Genomic DNA, 18396 nt, shown 5'->3' with positions numbered 1-18396 from the left:
CGACGCCTACGGCACCGGCCCGCGTCGGCCGGTACACCTCCATCGGATATCGTAACCCCACATGGTCTTCACCGTCCTCCTCGTCCTCATCCCGATCTCGGCGGCGCTGAAGTACCTCGTCGGGGCCTCGCCGCTCTTGGTGTTCGCCTCCAGCGCGCTGGCCATCGCCGTCCTGGCGGAGTGGGTCCGACGCGCCACCGATCAGCTCGCCGACCGGGTCGGGCCTGCCATCGGCGGCCTGCTCACCGTCAGCTTTGGCAGCATCGCCGAGCTCGTCCTCGCTCTGTTCGTGCTCCTGCGCGGCGAGGCCGCGGTGGTGCAGGCGCAGATCGCCGGCTCGATCATGGGGACCAGCCTGTTCGGGCTCGGTCTCGCCATCATCGTCGGCGGGGCGACGCGGGAGCGGCAGAAGTTCAGCGCGGAGCGCGCCGGCTTGCTGTCGACCCTGCTGATCCTCGTCGTCATCGCCCTGCTGCTGCCGGCCGTGTTCGACCTGAGCGGACGCATGTCCGGCCAGGGCAAAACGCTGAGCATCACCGACGAGGAGGTCAGCCTCGGCGTCTCCGTCGTTCTCCTGCTACTCTACCTCGCCAACCTCGCGTTCACGCTGATCACCCACCGAGACGTGTTCTCGAACGACAAGGGTAGCGGCGAGGCCGATTGGAGCCTCCCGTACGCCATCGGGGTCCTCGTCGCCGCGACGGTCGCCATCGCGTTCGAGTCCGAGATGCTCTCGGGGACGATCACTGAGGCCGCCGGGAGCCTGCACCTCTCGCCGATGTTCCTCGGCGTGATCGTGCTGGCCCTGGTCGGCACGGCCGGCGACCTGTTCGCGGCGGCGTGGTTCGCCCATGAGGACCGCATGGGCCTCGTGCTGAACATCTGCATCGGTTCGGCCATCCAGGTGGCGCTGGTGCTGTCACCGCTGCTCGTGATCATCTCATGGGCGCTCGGCCACCCGATGTCGCTGGTGTTCTCGAACCCGCTGCACCTCTTCGGCATCGCGAGCACCGCCTTCATCGTCAACGCCATCGCCCGCGACGGGGAGACGACGTGGTTCGAAGGCCTCCTGCTGCTCGGGGTCTACGTCCTGTTCGGGCTGGCCTTCTTCTTCGCGAGCCCGGCCTGACTCCAGTATGGCACCGCGCCATCCAAGGTAGCGGGGAGGACGCAAGGCCGACCGGCGTCACCATTCCCATGACGGCGCTGGTGGCCGTGCCGGCGAATGGAGTGCTGCCTAGGCGGCGTCGGGATGCCGGCGACAGCGTGCGCCCGTGATCCTGGCCATCGCCGATGCGCTCCGCCACCGTAGTTGATGCCGCCCTGTCAAGCCGTCTCCACGGTCGTTAGGCCACGTCTCCGCGTCACGACCCGCCGTCTGAATGCGTAATGCATTCACCTCAAGCATCGTGCTTCGCGTAGTCATTCTATACCGGTACAAACCGAGGGCAGTGACTGCATGGTCTGTTACGTAGTGTTTTAGCCTGACGAATATGGAACTGTCGTGGTTCCGACGCCGTTTCCAAATCATGCAAAACATCTCCGGAAATTCTTTGCGAGTGAATAAGATTGCTCTCGTTGCGACTGCAGCCTTGGGCCTTGGCGTATTAGCAACGCCATCCGCTGAGGCTCGTGGCTTCGGTCATGGTGGTGGCTTCGGCCACGGTGGGTTCGGTCACGGCGGCGGCTTTGGCCGTGGTGGGTTCGGTCACGGCGGGTTCGGTCGTGGCTTCGGCGGCGGGTACAGGGGAGTCGGTTTCGGTCGCGGCGGGTTCGGTCGCGGTTTCGGCGGATACAGGGGGGTCGGCTTCGGTGGCGGTTATGGTCGTGGCTACGGCGGGTACCGCGGTGGGTATGGCCGCGGATACTACGGTGGCGGCTACGGGCGCCGGGGTATCGGACCGGGTGCGGTGATCGGGCTTGGCATCGCCGGCCTCGCAGCGGGTGCCATCGCATCGAACGCCTACGGTGGCTATGGTTACGGCGGATACGGCTACGCTCGTCCGGTGGGCTACGGCTACGGCGGTGGTTATGATGGCGGCTATGGCTACGGCCAGCCAGTCGGCTTCGGCTACGGCGGCGGTTACGGGTATTCGCCCTACGGCTGCGGGTACTGACATCCCGACACGGTTTAATCTCGGGGCCGCCTTCGGGCGGCCCTTTCTTTTTGGGGAACGCTTGCTTGCAGTCCGCTCGTCACATCAGAGTAACACGGCCAATACGGGTGAATTGCGGACGGTCCGCGTTTAGGCTATTTTTGCGTTATGCAGACATGTTTCCCGAAGCCCTGGTGTTTGCTGCCGATAAAGCGAGCTTTATATTTGCTGAAGCTGCCACTGTACCGAGTGATCTGAAGCCCTAAATGAGCTAATATTGAGCTGTGTATGATAAATTTCGAAACCGAGCGTCTCGAAGTTAGAAAATTTCGTTGTTCCGACGCGGCAGCGCTGCTGGACTATCTGCACCACCCGTCTGCTAGATGCTTTCTCTCGTTGGCGTTGAGCGACTTGGATGCGGCTAAAGCGGAAGCCCGTAAGCGAGGAGACTATGATGGTTACTTAGCCGTTTGTCTTAAATCGAGTGGACAGCTCATCGGAGATGTCTTCGGGATCGCGGAGGGGGCGGAATATGTCGACCAAACCGATACTTTCGCCGTCGGATGGAACATCAATCCAAGGTTTGGCAATACGGGCTACGGCGGAGAGGCCGCGCGAGGGTTGTTTGCGAACCTCTTTGAGATGCGAAACGCCAGACGGCTGTATGCCTATGTCGACGAAGGCAACGTCGCGTCCGAGCGACTCTGCGAAAGTCTTGGAATGCGCCCAGAAGGACTTTTTAAAGAGTACATTTCGTTCGTTGATGACGAACGTGGGCAGCCCGTCTTCGAGAACACGAAGCAATATGCATTGCTGCGCGATGAGTGGACCGCAGTCAGATCATAGGGCCAAAAAATCGATGGCGTAGCCGACGATTGCCCAAGCCGCCCCAATGTCCGCTTTCGGCTACTCCCGACAAATGGGTCAACGGCGATCTCGGGTCGCTGCCGGAACGTCTGCTTCTGGAATCAAGGTCGAGGTCCGGTTGCCTGACGCTTGCCCCCTTCGGCGTCGGTCGGGGCGTGGTGTTCGCAATAACCAAAAGTTCTCATTACCGACTCGGCGCCAACCCGACGGCAGGACGGTCGTCATGTTCCGCCCCTGTTCTAGGGCACGAGAATGGACGGGAATGAGGGGGCATCTGGGGTGACGAGACGGGGTGGTTCGGGTATCGCTTCCATAGGCGTTTTCGCTCTGTAGGGCCTGTAGCTCAATGGTTAGAGCCGACCGCTCATAACGGTCCGTCCAAACCATCCATCCCCTGGGCGGGACTCGGCTTTTTCCCCGGTAGGGCACGAGAAACGGCCCGGAAAAGGCCATCCCTCGGGGGTGGCAAACGTGGTTCTGGTCCGGGAGCGCTGGGAAGCGCCGCCGTCCCTTCGATCCCGACCCTGGCCTGTGCCGATGATCAACCCAAGCCCACGAAGCAACCGGGCTGAGGGCGTGGCGGTCAGGCTCTCCATGGAAAAGGATGTCGAAAAGCGGAGGCCGCCCTCTTGGTGCGAAGGGGCTATCACCCCAGCTCCGGCGCCGAACCCCAACCCGCCCGCCGCGTTTCCCTTCCGGGTGGCATGCCGGCCATCCGGAAGGGAAGACCATGCAGAGCGATACGCCGGCCCCCGGCGACGACCCGTTGCCGCCGATGGGCGATCCACCGCTCGGACCGCAGAGTCCCGAGGGCGATCCGCCGACGGAGCCGCCCGCACGCCAACCCCCGGGTCCCATCGACTGTCGCTGACGAAACGACCGCGCCTAGCGGCCCGGCGCTGGTTTCCCCTCCGCGCCGAGCCGTCTCATGCAGGCATGGTAGATCTCGGCGCCGAGGTCGAAGGGTGACAGCCGCTTCGGGTTAGATGCGGAGAAGACGAGGTCCCTCGCCTCGTCCCTGCACTTAGCGTCCTCGGGCCCCTTGATCGGCTCGTTTTGCGCAGAGGCCGCGACGGTACATGCAACGAACAGGACGGCGGCGGCGAAGGTGGTCCGGATGCCGCTTATTTGCCGCCCTTCGCCTCGTAGGCGTCGATGGCGCGCCTACAGTTCTCCGACAGATCCTTGCGGTGCTTCGTGAAGCACGCCTTCATTTCCTCCCCGCCCGGATCCATGCCGCCGCAGTAGGTTGTGGCGTCTCCGGTGCAGTAGCGCTTGAGGTCTTCTTTGCCGTTCTCCGCGGAGGCCGGCGTGACGAGGGCGAGGCCGAGGACAAGCGCAAGGGTTCGGTTCATAGGGGCTCCGGTGGGTGGATCGCGGTCATCGCCCGACAAACATGGAAAACGATGAGGGCAAGGATCCGCATACTCAACGCGTGATGCCGCGAAAGCGACCCATGCCGGTTCGTCGGTGCCCTACCGCCCGGCGCCCGTGACGGCGCGGACCGGCGCGCCGGCAAGGTCGACGGTTGATCCCACCGTATCTCTGAGGCCGCTGCCGACGTTCGAGAGGTGCTCGCCGTAGGTCTCGCGCGTCTGCGGGTCGATCAGGGCGACGGGCGCAGCAACAGCCAGCGCCGCTCCCGTCGCCACCGTCGAGGCGGCACCGGCGGCCGTGCTCACCAGCCGGTCGCCGATGCCGATCTGCCCGTCGGAGATCGGCTGGCCGTCCGCGAGACGCTTGCCCAGGAGCGCGACGACGTCGCCGGAGGCGAACTTTCCGTGGTTGAGGGCGTCGTTCGACTTCACGGAGGACAGGTTGAGAACGCCTATGTTCTCGCGCGCCAATTCGGACCTGTACGGTTCGACGTTGGGGTCGATGGCCCCCAAGCGAACGCTGTCGCCCCAAACGAGCCGCGAAACGGCCAGCGCCTGGTCGTCGCCAGACACCATCAGCGTCAAACGCGGACGGTCCTTGCCCATGTCGTGGAAGGCGCCCCGGGCGAGGTCCATGTCGACGTCCGGCGCCGCCAGGATCACGTTCTTGATCTTCGGGGCGACGCGACGGTCGCGGATTGCCATCTGGCGTAGGCTTTCAAGAGCCAGCCAGTTGCCCATCGAGTGGGCGAGCACCGTCACCTCGCCGACGTTCGGATCGTTCGCGAGGTCGCGCAGCAGGGTCTCCAGCCCGTTGCGCGAAAAGTTCGTGCTTTCCCGGTCGTAGCCGTAGGCGAGCACGGAGCCCTTGGACGGCCACGTGAACAGCACGGGGGCAACCTCGGCGCCGGAATCGTGGACGATCTGCGCGAAGCGGAAGACGGCATCCTCGAACTTGTTGTTGAAGCCGTGCACGAACACGAGGACGTGCCGCTTGCCCCGTCCCTTGACGGAGCGGCTCGTCCAGCCGGCGACCTTGGATGGGGTCACGGGTTCCGCGCGCAAGGCGACGAAGTCGGTCGCCGGGTTGCCTGGCAGGGACTTCGGCCACTGCACCGAACCCGGCTGCCGGGTTCCATCCGGCGGAATGGAGATGGCAAGATCCGTGTAGGTCACGGCCTCCCCGCGCTCACCGGAGAAAAGAATGCCCGGTGCCGTCGCGGATTTCCGTGTCGTGGCAACAAGCATGTCGACGCGGGAGGTTCCGGGGATGGTCCCCGTGTCGGCCACCGGCAGAAGCACGCCGGTGGGGCGCCCGGCGCAGGCGGGAAGCGCCAGCAGCGTTGCGAGGATGCCAAGAATGGCCACCTCGCGACCGCCCTGTCCGAAACGTCCCACCACCTGCGTCCTCTCGTCGGCCCAAGTCTCACCTGAACGGCCTTCCGTTCACGGATCGTAAAGGCTGTGACGTCGTAGGAGACGATTGCGGCAGCGGACAGGCTCGCGCGCCGAAAGCACGATCCTGTGGCTAAGCGCCCTATGACGCGGATCGAGTCGATTTGTGAGCTCTGGCGGCGCGAACCACAGGAACACGCTTGAATAGCGGTCGGACGACCTAGGTCTTCCTTACCGGCCTCAGTATCGGATGATCGTGCGTATCCCGGCGACCAGGGCATCCCCGATCCTGGTCTCGTTGGGTGCGCGTGGGTTCGGGATGCCGCCACCGGGCCGGACGATGTACTGCAGCGTCGGCTGCACCACCCACCCCGGTACGATCCGCGCCTGATAGGTCGCCTCGATGGCGATCTCGCTGGAACGGACCGGGTAGGACGCCCCGGAGAACCGCGCCACGTCACGGTCGAGGTCCGCCGACCGACCTGAATTCCGGGCGTAGCCCACGGCAAGGCCGAACGTATCATGGCGGCGGGTTGACACCAGTCCGTTGAGGCTGAGCCCGGCATCCGCGTAGAGGTCGACGAGATTGCGGTCGGACGGGCTCAGGGAGACCCGTCCGAACACCCCGATGCCGGCATCCGCGTCCTTAGGCGCCCGATAAACCAGCTGGTCGACGATGGCGTACATGCCGTCGTTTCCACGCACCCGCCGGGCGATGCCGCTGCTCGCGGGATCGGCCAGGGACACCAGGTTGGTGGCAATCCGTTGGTCGTTGAACCGGTCGAAATGCGTCCAGGCTCCGATCTTGGCGGTGCCGGGCATGCTTACCGTGCTCTTTCCGTAGTCTAGCACGGCCTCGGCGATCACGAAGGGCGGGTCGCTGACCCGGAATTTCAACCCGGTGGCGTCGATGCGCTGCGGTTCGCCGATACGGGCGCCGGCCGGGTTGCCGTTGAAGACCGCGGCGCGCACCCGAAACGTCTCGCTTTGCCGGTACTCGACACGGGCCCCGGGGGTCGCCAGCACGAACGCCGGACCGCCGCTGGGCAGGTTGGCGGCGGTGATGGTCGGCCAGGAGAAGGTCGCGTTGACGAACACCCCGGCATAGCGGCTGCGTAGGAATTCAGAGTCGGCCGCGAGTTGACCGATCCGGATGGAGCCGGCGTTCCCCTCGAAGCGGTGCTCCAGATAAACCTCGAACAGCCGGGTCGATGCCAGCGCCTCGATACCGGAGACTACGAGCAGGTTGCCGAGGTGGAAGCTCGACAGGCCGCGACCGTGTATCTGGTAGACGTTGCCGTGCAGCGTGGTGCGATCCCAACCCAGGATGCGTTCGAGGTCGGCGGTGACCTGGACATCGAGACGGCCCTCATACAATGCCCCCCCTTTGAGACCGCCGGTAGCGTTGCCGAGCACCTCGCCGACGTAGTCCAGGGTGTAGGTAATGCCGCGATTGGCGAGGAACGCGCGTTATCCGCCCGGGTCGGCGTATGGACCAAGCGAACTCGCGATGGATGGCGCCTCCCGGGCGTTGTAGGGCGTGTCGGAGAAGGTCGCCTCGGCCGGCAATTCGCGCGTGCCGCCGCGGTCAAGGTCCGTGGCCCGTTCGGCAGCCGGAAGCGCACGGGCGACAGCGGGTCCGACGTCCACGGCGAGGATGGCGACCAGCGAAGCGAACCCGACAAGGCGGTTTCCTAGAGGCATCAACGCACCCTCGAAGGCACGCACACATCGTCACGAGGCTTCGACCTGCTCACCGCGGGTGATGCTCCGACATATCGTTTCTGAACCTTCGCCGGCATCGAACCATTGATCACCGCCCGATGCCCCATGGCCAGCGGATAAGGCCGCTGCCCATGTTCCGTATAGCGCTCACCGAAATCGTGGACGCTCCACGCAGGCTTCCCACGACCTTGCCTTTACCGAACGACGATTGGAACAGCCCACGATGGCGCCCCGCCTCCGAACCCTGCTTGTGTTGTTGACCCTGACCACGACGGTCACTTCGGCTGCGGCCGCCGAGAAGAAGCTCAGCGTGCCCGACGACTACGACGGCTCCTGGTCCATCGCGGTCTCGACCAAGGAAGGACCATGTCCCGACGGGCGGACCTACGCCGTGCGGATCAAGAACAGCGACGTCTCCTATCCGGGAGACGGCATCGACGTGGACGGGAGCGTCGCGACCGGGGGCGGCGTTCGGGCGACCATCACGAAGGGCTCGATGTCCGCCAGCATCTTGGGCAGCCTTGACCGCAAGGGAGCCGGGGACGGGACCTGGAAATCGGCTGGTGACAGCCTGTTTACATGCAACGGTACCTGGACCGCGCGTCGGGGCGGGTGACCGGTCTGCGTCGGTGCGACTGGCATCGCAAGTTCGACCCATCCCGTCTCCCATCGAGCCACCTAGGGGCAGGGTCGCAGGTGTGCGCCCTGTTCCGCCGGACGCGAACGGGCGTCGCGACGAACCTTGGCGGTTCACGTGATCGAGCACCTGGGACGGGAATGCCGCGCACCGATGTCGGAGACTGAAGGCCCCGTGTTCCTAATCCCCCTCGACGATGCTGAGACGCCGCCGGTTCCGAAGGAGGAGATCGCTCGACGATATCTCGGTCGGTTGATCGCCCTGTTCCATCGCAAGAAGTCCGAGCCCTTCATCGCCGACGACAAGCTGCACTGCGCGACGCTGAAGCGTCTCGACGAGGTCGTGGCTCCGCCCGCTTGCGGGCCGGTCCTCGCCGAGATCGGGGCCACCGTCGGCAGGTGGCTGGATCGCCAGCCCGGCGGGTCGCACATCCTGACCGTGGTGCTGCCGCCCTGCGACGAGAACGCGGTCATTAAGACCTGGGCGTCGGAGGCGGGGCATCAGGTCCTTGCGCCGCCTAACCGGCAATCGCTCGTCGCCGCGGAAGATCCCATGCTCCCGAATCTGACCGGGTCAGGCATCCTGGTCATCCCCAGGCTGGAGGACTGGTTCCTGCGGCATCGGGATGGCCTTCGGGCCGTGCGAGCGCTCCTCGCGGCCATCGACGGGCTCGACCGACCGGTGGTCGTCGGCTGCAACGCCTGGGCCTGGGCATACCTCGCCAAGGCGACCGGCGCCGACGCCCTCCTGCCGGACGCCGTCACGGTGAAGCCGTTCGACGCCCTCCGCTTGCATGGCTGGTTCGTCCAACTCTCGACCTCCGAGGCCACCGGGGCGCTGCGGTTCCGCCTGCCGGCCGACGGCGAGGACGTGCTCGCCGTCGACGAAGCGGGCGCGCCTCGAAACGACTACCTGCGCAAGCTGGCCGGGCGAAGCCTCGGCATACCCTGGGTCGCCTGGCACCTCTGGCGGCGTAGCCTTCGGACGGGTGACGACGCGGGTATCGCCGAGGACGCGAAGGCCGCGATCTCGGATGGAGAGGCCAGCGAGCAGACCCTGTGGGTGGCCGCCCTCGACGAGTACCTGCTGCCGGGTTCGGACGATGGGGCCGCCCTCCATGCCCTGCACGCGTTGCTGATCCACGGGCCGCTGACCCGCGAGGAACTGCTCGTCGTCTTGCCGGGCGTCGGGGAACCGAACGTCCTGCCCGTCCTGCTCAGGGCCGGGTTCCTAGAGCGCAAGGGTGATCGGTTCGGCTGCCGGGCGGCGGCCTACCCGGCAATCCGAGACGGCCTTGAAGCGGCGGGCTTTCCCGCGGGACGGGTTTGAACGCCATGGCCACCGCACAGGACGTACAGGACGGGGGCGTGCAGCTCGTCCACAGCCTCCAGGACATCCGGTTCTGGGAGATCGGGCTCATCGTCGCCGGCACCTGGGCGGCGATCTGGCTGGTTCGCAGCACCTTTCCCTACCTCGCCGAGCGCGGCCCGAGCCGCTTGAGGCTCTACCTCCTGGCGGCCGTGCCCATCGCGCGATTGCTCCTGATGGTGCTCGCCATCGTCTGGATCGTGCCCATCGTCTTCAACATTACCCTGCAGAACTTCCTGGTCATCGCCGGTGCGGCCAGCGTCGCCATCGGCTTCGCCTTTAAGGATTACGTCAGCAGCCTGATCGCCGGGGTGGTGGCCCTGGTCGAGCGACCGTACCGCCCTGGGGACTGGGTCAAGGTCGGCTCCGACTATGGCGAGGTGCGCAACGTCGGACTACGCGCGATCCTGCTGCAGACGCCCGACGACAACGCGGTGACCGTCCCGCACTCGACGATCTGGACTGACCGGATCACCAACGCGAACGACGGCGCCGAGACCCTGCAGTGCGTCGCCGACTTCTACCTGCTGCCCCGGCACGACGGCGCCCTCGTTCGCGCGCTGCTGAAGGACGTGGCGCTGACCAGCCCGTTCCTGAACTACGGCAAATCGGTCCGCGTGGTGCTGCATGAGGAGCCCTGGGGCACGCATTACAAGCTGCGCGCCTACCCGTTCGACATGCGCGACCAGTTCGCCTTCGTCAGCGACCTGACCGTGCGCGGCAAGCTCGCCATCGCCGACGCGGGGGCCATGGAGGCGGTCGCGCTGACGCCGTCTCCGACAACCTGACTGAGCGGCGTCGAGGCTGACCATTCCGACCTGGACGCATTCGCTTCCAGGTCCACACGAAGGATCAACGCGTGCATTTCCTCGGAATCGATTGGGTCGGCGTTAATGCCGAGAACGGGCGAAAGCTTTTGCTCTCCCTGATCTTCATCGCGGTGATCGTCGGGGGCGGGATCGGCCTTCGGGCGCTCGTCGGGCTGGTCCTGAACCGCACCGACCATTCCACGCTCCAGACCAAGTTCTGGACGCGCCAGGGCATCAGCCTCCTCGCGGCGGTGCTGCTGGTCCTCGGCCTGCTCTCGATCTGGTTCAACGACCCCGCCCGCCTCGCCACCGCCTTCGGGCTGATGTCCGCCGGCCTCGCGTTCGCCCTTCAGCAGGTCGTCACCTCGGTCGCCGGCTACTTCGTGATCCTGCGCGGCTCGACCTTCACGGTGGGCGACCGCATCACCATGGGCGGCGTGCGCGGCGACGTGCTCCGCCTCGGCTTCATCCAGACCACGATCATGGAGATGGGTCAGCCGCCGGCGGTGCAGGGCAGCAGCCCGGCCATGTGGGTGCGCAGCCGCCAGTTCACCGGCCGCATCGTCACGGTGAGCAACGCGCAGATCTTCTCCGAGCCGGTGTTCAACTACACCCGCGACTTCCCGTTCATCTGGGAGGAGATGTCCATCCCGATCACCTACGAGGCCGACCGCGCGAAGGTCGAGGCGATCATGCTCGCGGCGGCGAAACGGCATGCCCTGGACACGAACGCCATGACCGACGAGGCCAAGACGAACTTGCAGGACCGCTTCGGGGTCGAGCCTATCGACCTGGAGCCGCGCGTGTTCTTCCGGATCACCGACAACTGGCTGGAGCTGACCGTCCGCTTCATCCTCGGCACCCACCAGATCCGAGGCGCCAAGGATGCGATGAGCCGCGAGATGCTGGTAGGCCTCGACGCCGTGGGCATCGGCATCGCCTCGGCCACCTACGACATCGTCGGACTACCGCCCGTCGAGCTCGCCGGACGGCGGCGCATGGGGCATGCCGCCTCCTCCTCGGAAGCCGCTGAATGACGACCGCGATGCCGTTCCTGGCTGCCCTGACAGCGCTCGGCGTCTCGCTCGCCTCGACGGTCGCCTTGGCGGCCTGCGTCCGTTTTCTCCTCTAGGCATGCATCTACGCGACGGAGATGCGCGTCCGGCCCGCCACGGGCGCTCCGAATACCGCTACCAAACGTAGGAAACCGGATCGTCCGGCTTGTTCACGAATGGGCGAGTGCCCCGAGGTCGCTGCCATTCGGTGGTACGGACCGCATGCACACACCGGAAGTCCCATGGTCCACACCGGATACAATCCGCTCCTCGTCGCGCTCTCCATCGTCATCGCGGTGTTTGCGTCCTACGCAGCGCTCGACCTCGGCGCGCGGGTGCGCCGGCCGGACGTCGGTCCGCGCTGGGCCTGGGGAGCGGGCGCGGCGGTGGCGATGGGCGGGGGCATCTGGTCGATGCACTTCGTCGGCATGCTCGCCTTCGAGATGGGGCTGCCCGCCGCATACGACCTCGGCCTGACACTCTTGTCGCTGCTGATCGCCGTCGGCGTGACCGCCGCCGCCTTCGCCTGGGTGGCTCGCCGAGGCACTGGCACGCGGTCCCTGCTGGTCGCGGGCCCACTCATGGGTGTTGGCGTGGCGGCGATGCACTACACCGGCATGGCGGCAATGCGGGTGCCCGGCAACCTCGCCTACGACCCGGCGGTCGTCGCCGTCTCGGTCGCCATCGCGGTTACCGCCGCCACCGCCGCCTTGTGGCTCACATTTCGACGCAACCGGCCCTGGCAGAAGCTCGCCGCCGCCTGCGTGATGGGCCTGGCGGTCGCCGGGATGCATTACACAGGCATGGCGGCGGCGACCTTCACCGCACAGGAGGCCGGCGCTCACGCCGCGCACGTGACCACCCTGGCGACCGGCCAGCGGGACGTCGCCCTGGCGGTGGCCGGCGTCACCTTCCTGATCCTGTTCCTGGCGATGATGGCCTCCTCGCTCGACCAGCGCCGGGTGCAGCGCCGCCTGCACGTCAGCGAGGAGCGCTTCCGATCCGCCGTCAGGGCTGTCAACGGCATCATGTGGACCACCGACGCCGCCGGGCATTTCGTCGAGGAGCAGGCGGGGTGGGCCGGCATCACCGGGCACGTCCCGGAAGAGTACATGGGCGCCGGCTGGGCGAAGGCGATCCATCCTGAGGACCTTCCATCGACGGTGGCCACCTGGACCGCCGCGTTGTGCGCCGAGGCCCCCTACACCGTCGAGCATCGTGTGCGCACCGCCGACGGCGAATGGCGACGGTACGTGGCCCGCGCGGTACCGGTGCGCGACGCCGACGGCACGGTCCGCGAGTGGGTCGGCGTCCACGAGGACATCACCGAGCGCCATGGATCCGAGGTCGCGCTGAAAGAGGCACGGGACGCCGCGGAGGAACACAGCCGGGCCAAGAGCCGCTTCCTCGCCAACATGAGCCACGAGCTCAGGACGCCGCTGTCGGCGGTGATCGGCTATTCCGAGATGCTGGAGGAGGAGGCGGAGGAGCTCGGCCAGGAAAGCCTCCTGAAGGACCTCGGCAAGATCAAGTCGAACGCCAAGCACCTCCTTGGGCTGATCAACGACGTGCTCGACCTCTCGAAGGTCGAGGCCGAGAAGATGGAGCTCGATCCCGAGGACATCGACGTCGCCGCCTTCGCGACGGATGCCGCCGGCACCGTCGGCGCCCTGGTCGGGAAGAAGGGCAACGACCTAGTCCTCGATATCGCCGCGGATGCCGGCCACGCCCGAACCGACGCGGTGAAGCTGCGCCAGTGCCTGTTCAACCTGCTCTCGAACGCCGCCAAATTCACCGAGGGCGGCACCATCACCCTGCGGGTCAAGCGCGAGATCGACGGGGCCGGTGCGTGGCTCGCGTTCACGGTGGAGGACACCGGGATCGGCATGAGCCCCGATCAGGTCGGGCGCCTGTTCGAACGCTTTACGCAAGCCGACGAGACCACCACGCGCAGGTTCGGCGGGACCGGCCTCGGGCTGGCGTTGAGCCGCGCCTTCGCCCAGTTGCTCGGTGGTGACATCACCGTGACGAGCGTTGAGGGCCATGGGACCAGCTTCACGCTGCGCATCCCTGCCGTCGCCCCGGACCGGGACATGGAGGCGGTGCCGACGTCTCCGGAGAACCATGCTTCGACGGGCGACCTCGTGCTGGTCATCGACGACGAAGCCAGCCAGCGCGAACTGATGACCCGGTTCCTCGAACGCCAGCGCTTCGCCGTGCGAACGGCGGGCGACGGGCGCATCGGCCTCGACCTCGCCCGGACGCTCAAGCCCCGCGCCATCCTGCTCGACGTAATGATGCCGGACATGGACGGCTGGTCGGTGCTCGCCGCCCTCAAGGCCGATCCGGAGACCGCCGGCATCCCGGTGGTGATGGTCAGCTTCGTCGCCGACGCGGCGCTGAGCGCATCGCTCGGTGCGGTCGAGGCCGTGCCCAAGCCTGTGGACTGGACGAGGCTCCGGACGATCTTGGAGCAGTTTAGGGCGGCGGACGGCGACGTGCTCGTGATCGACGACGACGCTGACATGCGCCATCGCCTTAGGACCGTGCTGGAACGCAACGGTTGGACCGTGCGCGAGGCCGGGGACGGTCGCGAGGCGCTCGACCAGGTGAGGCACGGCGTGCCGCGACTGATCCTGCTGGACCTCACCATGCCGGTGATGGACGGATTCTCGTTCCTCGACCGCCTGCGGGTCCTACCCGGCTGCGTTGAAGTGCCCGTGGTGGTGCTCAGCGCCCGGAACGTCACCGCCGAGGAGCGCGAACGGCTATCCGAGGCCGACCGCGTCCTTCGGAAGGGCGATACCAGCCTTCAGGACATCGCCACCGAGTTGCGAAAGCTAGACAACCGCCAGATCGCTGGCGATGCGGACGTCCCGGCTAGGGAAACGCTGGGCGCCTGAAGCCAAATGGGATCACCCGGTTCGGTAGCCGGAAGACCCCGCGGCCCTACCCCCGCGAGGTTCAGGTCTGCGAGGCGTCCGAAAGCCTACCTGAGGGTCGCGGACTCCCCGTCTTTTACCTGCCGTTCCTCCCCGTCGGCCCCGCCGAGCGAGGTGTGGGAGTTTAGGCGTCCCAAGTGGTCGAAGACGTGCTCGAAGGCTTTCGTCACGGCCTGCTCGAATGACCCGTCGTTCTTGCCCTTCGCCGACCTGAGCCCGTCCATCAGCTCGCGGTGCCGTTCGGTGTCGCTCGACATGGCGCTCCTCCCCGCCGGCGGTTGGCCGGTGCGAGACGCCAAGTTGCCACGTCCTATTCAGGTTCCGGCCGCCCCGGGCCGTCGCTTGGTCCACCAGATAACGGAACCGTGTCGCAAACCGTTTAATGTCTGATTGTGGGCAGTCGCCGGGCATGCCATGAACCGTAGCGCCTAGGGCACGCATCGCGCCTGGAACTCCCAATTCCCATGTCGAGCGAACCGGCCCATCCCTTCGAGGGCAACCTGCTCCTCGCTGCGCTCGCGCCGGGCGACATCGCGTTGCTGGCGCCCCACCTCTCCCGTCGGGAGCATTCGCGCCGCGACGTGCTGTTCCAGGTCGACGAGGACGTCTCGCACGTCACCTTCCCGCTCGACCGGACCGTGGCGACCCTGGTCGTGCCGATGGACGGGGGTCGGACGGTCGAGACCGCCACGGTCGGGCACGAGGGCGCCGTCGGCGGCGTGGTCAGCCACGGCTACCTGCCGGCCTTCACCAAGTGCGTTGTCCAGATCGAGGGCGCTGTCCTGCGTATGGACGCGGACCGGCTGCGCGAGGCCAAGCGCGCTTCCCCGACCCTGAACGACCTGTTCGTACGCTATGCCGACTGCCTGCTTTCGCAGGTCCTGCAGTCGGTCGCCTGCAACGCCGCCCACTCCATCGAGCAGCGGGTCCTGCGTTGGCTGCTGGGCTTGCAGGACCGGCTCGGCACCGACGCCCTGCCGGTCACCCAGGCCGTGCTCGGCGACATGCTCGGGATCGGGCGCACCTACGTGACCACCGTCCTCGGCCGGCTCCAGGACCGGGGACTGATCCATGTCGGGCGCGGCCGCATCCACATGCTCGACCGTGCGCGGACGGAAGCCGCCTGCTGCGATTGCCACGCCCGTGTGCGCCGGCACTTCCGTGCCGTCCTGGGGGCGATCTACGCGCCCGACGGCGGGATCGTCGCGGTCGAGGCGACCGAGCCCGGGGCCGAGCCGAAGCCCCGTCCCGAGGCCATCCTGCCGGAACTTCGGGAGGCGACACCGTGCTCGTGACCACCATCCAATCCATCCCGCCAGTGGTCCTCGATGCTGCCAGGCTGACGGCGCTCGACGCCTACGCCATCCTCGACACCCCGCCCGAGAAAGGGTTCGACGACATCGTCCATCTCGCCAGGAAGGCCTGCGACGTGCCCGTTGCGCTGGTCAGCCTCGTGGCCGGCGACCGGCAATGGTTCAAGGCGCGCGTCGGGTTCGAGCCCTGCCAGACCACGCTGGACCAATCGGTCTGCGCGCACGTCCTCGGGCAGCCCGACCTCCTCGTCATCCCCGACCTGAGGCTGGATCCGCGTACCCGGGACAACCCGCTGGTCACGGGCGCCCCGTTCCTGCGCTTCTACGCCGGTGTGCCTCTGCGGGCGGCCAGCGGCGAGCATCTGGGATCCCTGTGCGTGATCGACGTCGCCCCCCGTCCGCAAGGCCTGACCGAGGACCAGGCCGAATCCCTCAGGGCGCTCGCCGGACAGGTCATGGCGCAGCTGGAGCTCCGCCGTTCGCTGGCCGAGCGCGATGCGATGCTCGAACGGCAGCGCGCCACCGTCGTCCAGCACGAGGCCCTGCTCGCTACCCAGGCCGCCGTGGCGGCGGCGGGGGGACGGCTCGACGACATCCTCGCAGCCGTAGTCGATGGGGCGTTGCGGGCGCTGCCGCAGGCGGAGGGCGGCGTGGTCGAGATGCGGGAGGGCGAGGAGCTCGTCTACCGCTCCGGTGCGGGCAACCTCGCCCGCCATGCCGGCCTGCGCCTGCCGTTGGTCGGCAGCCTCGCAGGCGCCTGCCTCCTCTCCGGTGAGGCAAGGGTCGTCGCTGACGTCCTCGACGACCCGACCGTAAGGCGCGACCTTATCGAGCGTCTCGCGCTGCGCTCGTGCGTGGCCGTGCCGATCACGCGCGGCGGCGAGGCCATCGGCGTCCTCAAGGTCCAGTCCAGCCGCGTCGGCGCCTTCACCGAACGCGACATCGAGATCGTCGGCTTGTTCGCCGGCACCGTCTCCGCGGGCCTAGCGCAGGTCGGCGAGGCCGAGGCGCGCCGAAACGTCCAGGCGAGCCAGGACCGTTACAGGGCGGTTTTCAACAGCGCCATCGACTACGCCATCATCGTCATGGACCTCGACGGCCTCGTCGACGACTGGAACGAGGGTGCCACGCGCATCCTCGGCTGGGAACCGGCCGAGATGGTGCGTCGTCCGGCCGACGTGTTCTTCACACCCGAGGATCGCGCCGACGGCATCGCCACCAAGGAGATGCAAGCCGCACTAGACCATGGCCGCGGCGTCGACGAGCGCTGGCACCTGCGCAAGGACGGCACTCGTTTCTGGGCCAACGACGAGATGATGGCGCTCCGCGACGAGGCCGGTGCCGCCATCGGCTTCCTCAAGATCCTGCGCGACCGGACCGAGCAGCGCGACGCCGCCGCCCGCCTGCAGGCCAGCGAGGCGTTCCTTCGAGGCGTGCTCGATTCTTCGGCCGACTGCATCAAGGTGCTCGACCTCGATGCCCGCATCCGCTTCATGAACGAGGGTGGCCGACGCATCCTGGAGGTCGAAGACTTCGATCAGGTCGGCGGCAGGGAGTGGCCGGCATTCTGGGCCGACGCCGACCAAAGCGAGGCCTGGGCCGCCGTCGAGGCGGCGCGGTCCGGAGGCATCGGGCGCTTCGCCGGCCCCGCATGCACCCTGAAGGGCGCTCCCAAGTGGTGGGACGTCCAGGTTACGCCGATCCGCGATGACGACGGTGTGGTGACCAAGCTGCTCGCCGTCTCGCGCGACGTGACGGCCAACCGAAAGGCCGAGGAGGCGCTGCTCGCCAGCGAGGCGAGCCAGCGCTCGATCCTGGAGACCGTACCGGTCGGCATCCTCTTCGCCGAGGCCCCATCCGGCCGCATCGTCGGCGGGAACGCGCGGATCGAGGAGATCCTCGACCACCCCGTGCTGCGTTCTCCCGGGGTCGTGGCCTACGGGGATTGGCGTGCCGTCCATGCCGACGGCAGCCCGGTCGATCCGATGGACTATCCACTCGCACGGGTGATCCAGTACGGCGAGGCACGTGCCGAGCTGCAGGTGCGGTACCCGCAGCGGGACGGCACCGAGACCTGGATCGACATCGTTGCGGTCCCGGTCCTGGGACCGGACGGGTCCGTGACCGGGGCCGTCGCGGCCGTCTCGGACATCGACGCGCGCAAGCGGGCCGAGGAGCAGCGCGACCTGCTCAACGGCGAGCTCAGCCACCGCATGAAGAACCTGCTGGCGATGGTGCAGGCCATCGCGGCCAACACCCTGCGCGGCGCCACCGACATCGAGGTGGCCAAGGAGGTCCTCGCCGACCGGCTGATCACGCTAGGCAAGGCCCACGACCTGCTGCTCGGGGGCGCGGCCGAGCACGCAGCGATGGAAGCCGTGATCCGCGGCGCGGTCGGGCTGCAGGACGACGGATCGGGACGGGTGCATTACGGCGGCCCCGCGGTCGAAATCGGCGGCAAGGCGTCCCTAGCCCTCGCCCTGATGATCCACGAGCTCGCCACCAACGCGGCGAAGTACGGCGCCCTATCGACGCCGCGGGGACGTGTAGACATCGCCTGGACCCTGGCGGGTGGGGACGGGGCGCGGACGCTCGCCATCTCCTGGCGCGAGAGTGGGGGCGTCCCGGTCGTCGCGCCATCGCGAAAGGGGTTCGGCACGCGACTGATCGAGCGCGGCCTCGTCGGCGCGGTCGATGGGAAGGTGGCTCTGAGCTACCCGGCGGACGGCGTTCGTTGCGTCGTCGAGGCACCGCTCGCCAACTTCCAGGATGCCCTTTGAGATCGTCGGGCAACACCTGGGCGATCCCGCCGT

Annotated in this window: 15 protein-coding genes; 10 read left to right on the top strand and 5 right to left on the bottom strand. The window is 67.2% G+C overall.

Annotated elements, in window-relative coordinates; translation table 11 throughout:
- Positions 1–61: 61 nt before the first annotated feature.
- The 3 genes from cax to FV242_RS06115 all read left to right on the top strand — a co-directional run bounded on the left by cax (position 62) and on the right by FV242_RS06115 (position 2942).
- Positions 62–1129, top strand: coding sequence for a calcium/proton exchanger (cax, locus tag FV242_RS06125; RefSeq protein ID WP_147938299.1), 1068 nt, complete (start codon positions 62–64; stop codon positions 1127–1129).
- Between the two features lie 430 nt (positions 1130–1559).
- Positions 1560–2117: a hypothetical protein gene (locus FV242_RS06120; RefSeq protein ID WP_147938298.1), complete on the top strand. Its 558-nt coding sequence runs from the start codon at positions 1560–1562 to the stop codon at positions 2115–2117.
- Positions 2118–2384: 267 nt separating this feature from the next.
- Entirely contained in the window at positions 2385–2942 is a 558-nt protein-coding gene (locus tag FV242_RS06115) for a GNAT family N-acetyltransferase (protein WP_147938297.1), read from the top strand.
- Between the two features lie 1145 nt (positions 2943–4087).
- On the opposite strand, the gene FV242_RS06105 is transcribed toward FV242_RS06115, so the two are convergent.
- The 4 genes from FV242_RS06105 to FV242_RS06090 all read right to left on the bottom strand — a co-directional run bounded on the left by FV242_RS06105 (position 4088) and on the right by FV242_RS06090 (position 7438).
- The gene (locus FV242_RS06105; RefSeq protein WP_147938296.1) at positions 4088–4318 is read right to left on the bottom strand and encodes a 3',5'-cyclic-nucleotide phosphodiesterase; all 231 of its coding nucleotides are present in this window, start codon (positions 4316–4318) and stop codon (positions 4088–4090) included.
- 120 nt (positions 4319–4438) lie between these two features.
- The gene (locus tag FV242_RS06100; RefSeq protein ID WP_147938295.1) at positions 4439–5740 is read right to left on the bottom strand and encodes an alpha/beta hydrolase; all 1302 of its coding nucleotides are present in this window, start codon (positions 5738–5740) and stop codon (positions 4439–4441) included.
- Positions 5741–5974: 234 nt separating this feature from the next.
- Positions 5975–7111, bottom strand: a complete 1137-nt coding sequence (locus FV242_RS06095) for a carbohydrate porin (RefSeq protein WP_187278345.1) — start codon at positions 7109–7111, stop codon at positions 5975–5977.
- Positions 7112–7204: 93 nt separating this feature from the next.
- Entirely contained in the window at positions 7205–7438 is a 234-nt protein-coding gene (locus tag FV242_RS06090; protein ID WP_147938293.1) for a hypothetical protein, read from the bottom strand.
- A 244-nt stretch (positions 7439–7682) separates the two neighbouring features.
- Here FV242_RS06090 and FV242_RS06085 point away from each other — a divergent pair, with 244 nt between their 5' ends.
- The 5 genes from FV242_RS06085 (at position 7683) to FV242_RS06065 (ending at position 14231) form a co-directional block, all read left to right on the top strand.
- A complete protein-coding gene (locus FV242_RS06085) occupies positions 7683–8075 on the top strand; it encodes a heme utilization protein (protein WP_147709571.1) in 393 nt (130 codons plus the stop codon).
- Positions 8076–8249: 174 nt separating this feature from the next.
- Positions 8250–9425, top strand: a complete 1176-nt coding sequence (locus FV242_RS06080) for a hypothetical protein (protein ID WP_147938292.1) — start codon at positions 8250–8252, stop codon at positions 9423–9425.
- Positions 9426–9430: 5 nt separating this feature from the next.
- Positions 9431–10252, top strand: a complete 822-nt coding sequence (locus FV242_RS06075) for a mechanosensitive ion channel family protein (protein ID WP_246685056.1) — start codon at positions 9431–9433, stop codon at positions 10250–10252.
- A 71-nt stretch (positions 10253–10323) separates the two neighbouring features.
- A complete protein-coding gene (locus FV242_RS06070) occupies positions 10324–11310 on the top strand; it encodes a mechanosensitive ion channel family protein (RefSeq protein WP_147938291.1) in 987 nt (328 codons plus the stop codon).
- Positions 11311–11570: 260 nt separating this feature from the next.
- The gene (locus tag FV242_RS06065; RefSeq protein ID WP_147938290.1) at positions 11571–14231 is read left to right on the top strand and encodes an MHYT domain-containing protein; all 2661 of its coding nucleotides are present in this window, start codon (positions 11571–11573) and stop codon (positions 14229–14231) included.
- Positions 14232–14317: 86 nt separating this feature from the next.
- Here the strand turns inward: FV242_RS06065 and FV242_RS06060 are convergent, their stop codons facing one another.
- Positions 14318–14527 (bottom strand): hypothetical protein, encoded by a 210-nt coding sequence (locus FV242_RS06060; protein WP_147938289.1) that lies wholly within the window; start codon positions 14525–14527, stop codon positions 14318–14320.
- A gap of 207 nt (positions 14528–14734) precedes the next feature.
- On the opposite strand from FV242_RS06060, the gene FV242_RS06055 reads away from it, so the two are divergent.
- Positions 14735–15565 (top strand): Crp/Fnr family transcriptional regulator, encoded by an 831-nt coding sequence (locus FV242_RS06055; RefSeq protein ID WP_147938288.1) that lies wholly within the window; start codon positions 14735–14737, stop codon positions 15563–15565.
- Positions 15556–18363 (top strand): PAS domain S-box protein, encoded by a 2808-nt coding sequence (locus FV242_RS06050; protein ID WP_246692616.1) that lies wholly within the window; start codon positions 15556–15558, stop codon positions 18361–18363. Before FV242_RS06055 ends, FV242_RS06050 begins: the two co-directional genes overlap by 10 nt.
- Positions 18364–18396: the final 33 nt, after the last annotated feature.

Origin of the sequence: Methylobacterium sp. WL64, from assembly GCF_008039945.1 — a bacterium.
GTDB lineage: Bacteria > Pseudomonadota > Alphaproteobacteria > Rhizobiales > Beijerinckiaceae > Methylobacterium.
This window is presented reverse-complemented; position numbering and strand designations above follow the sequence as displayed.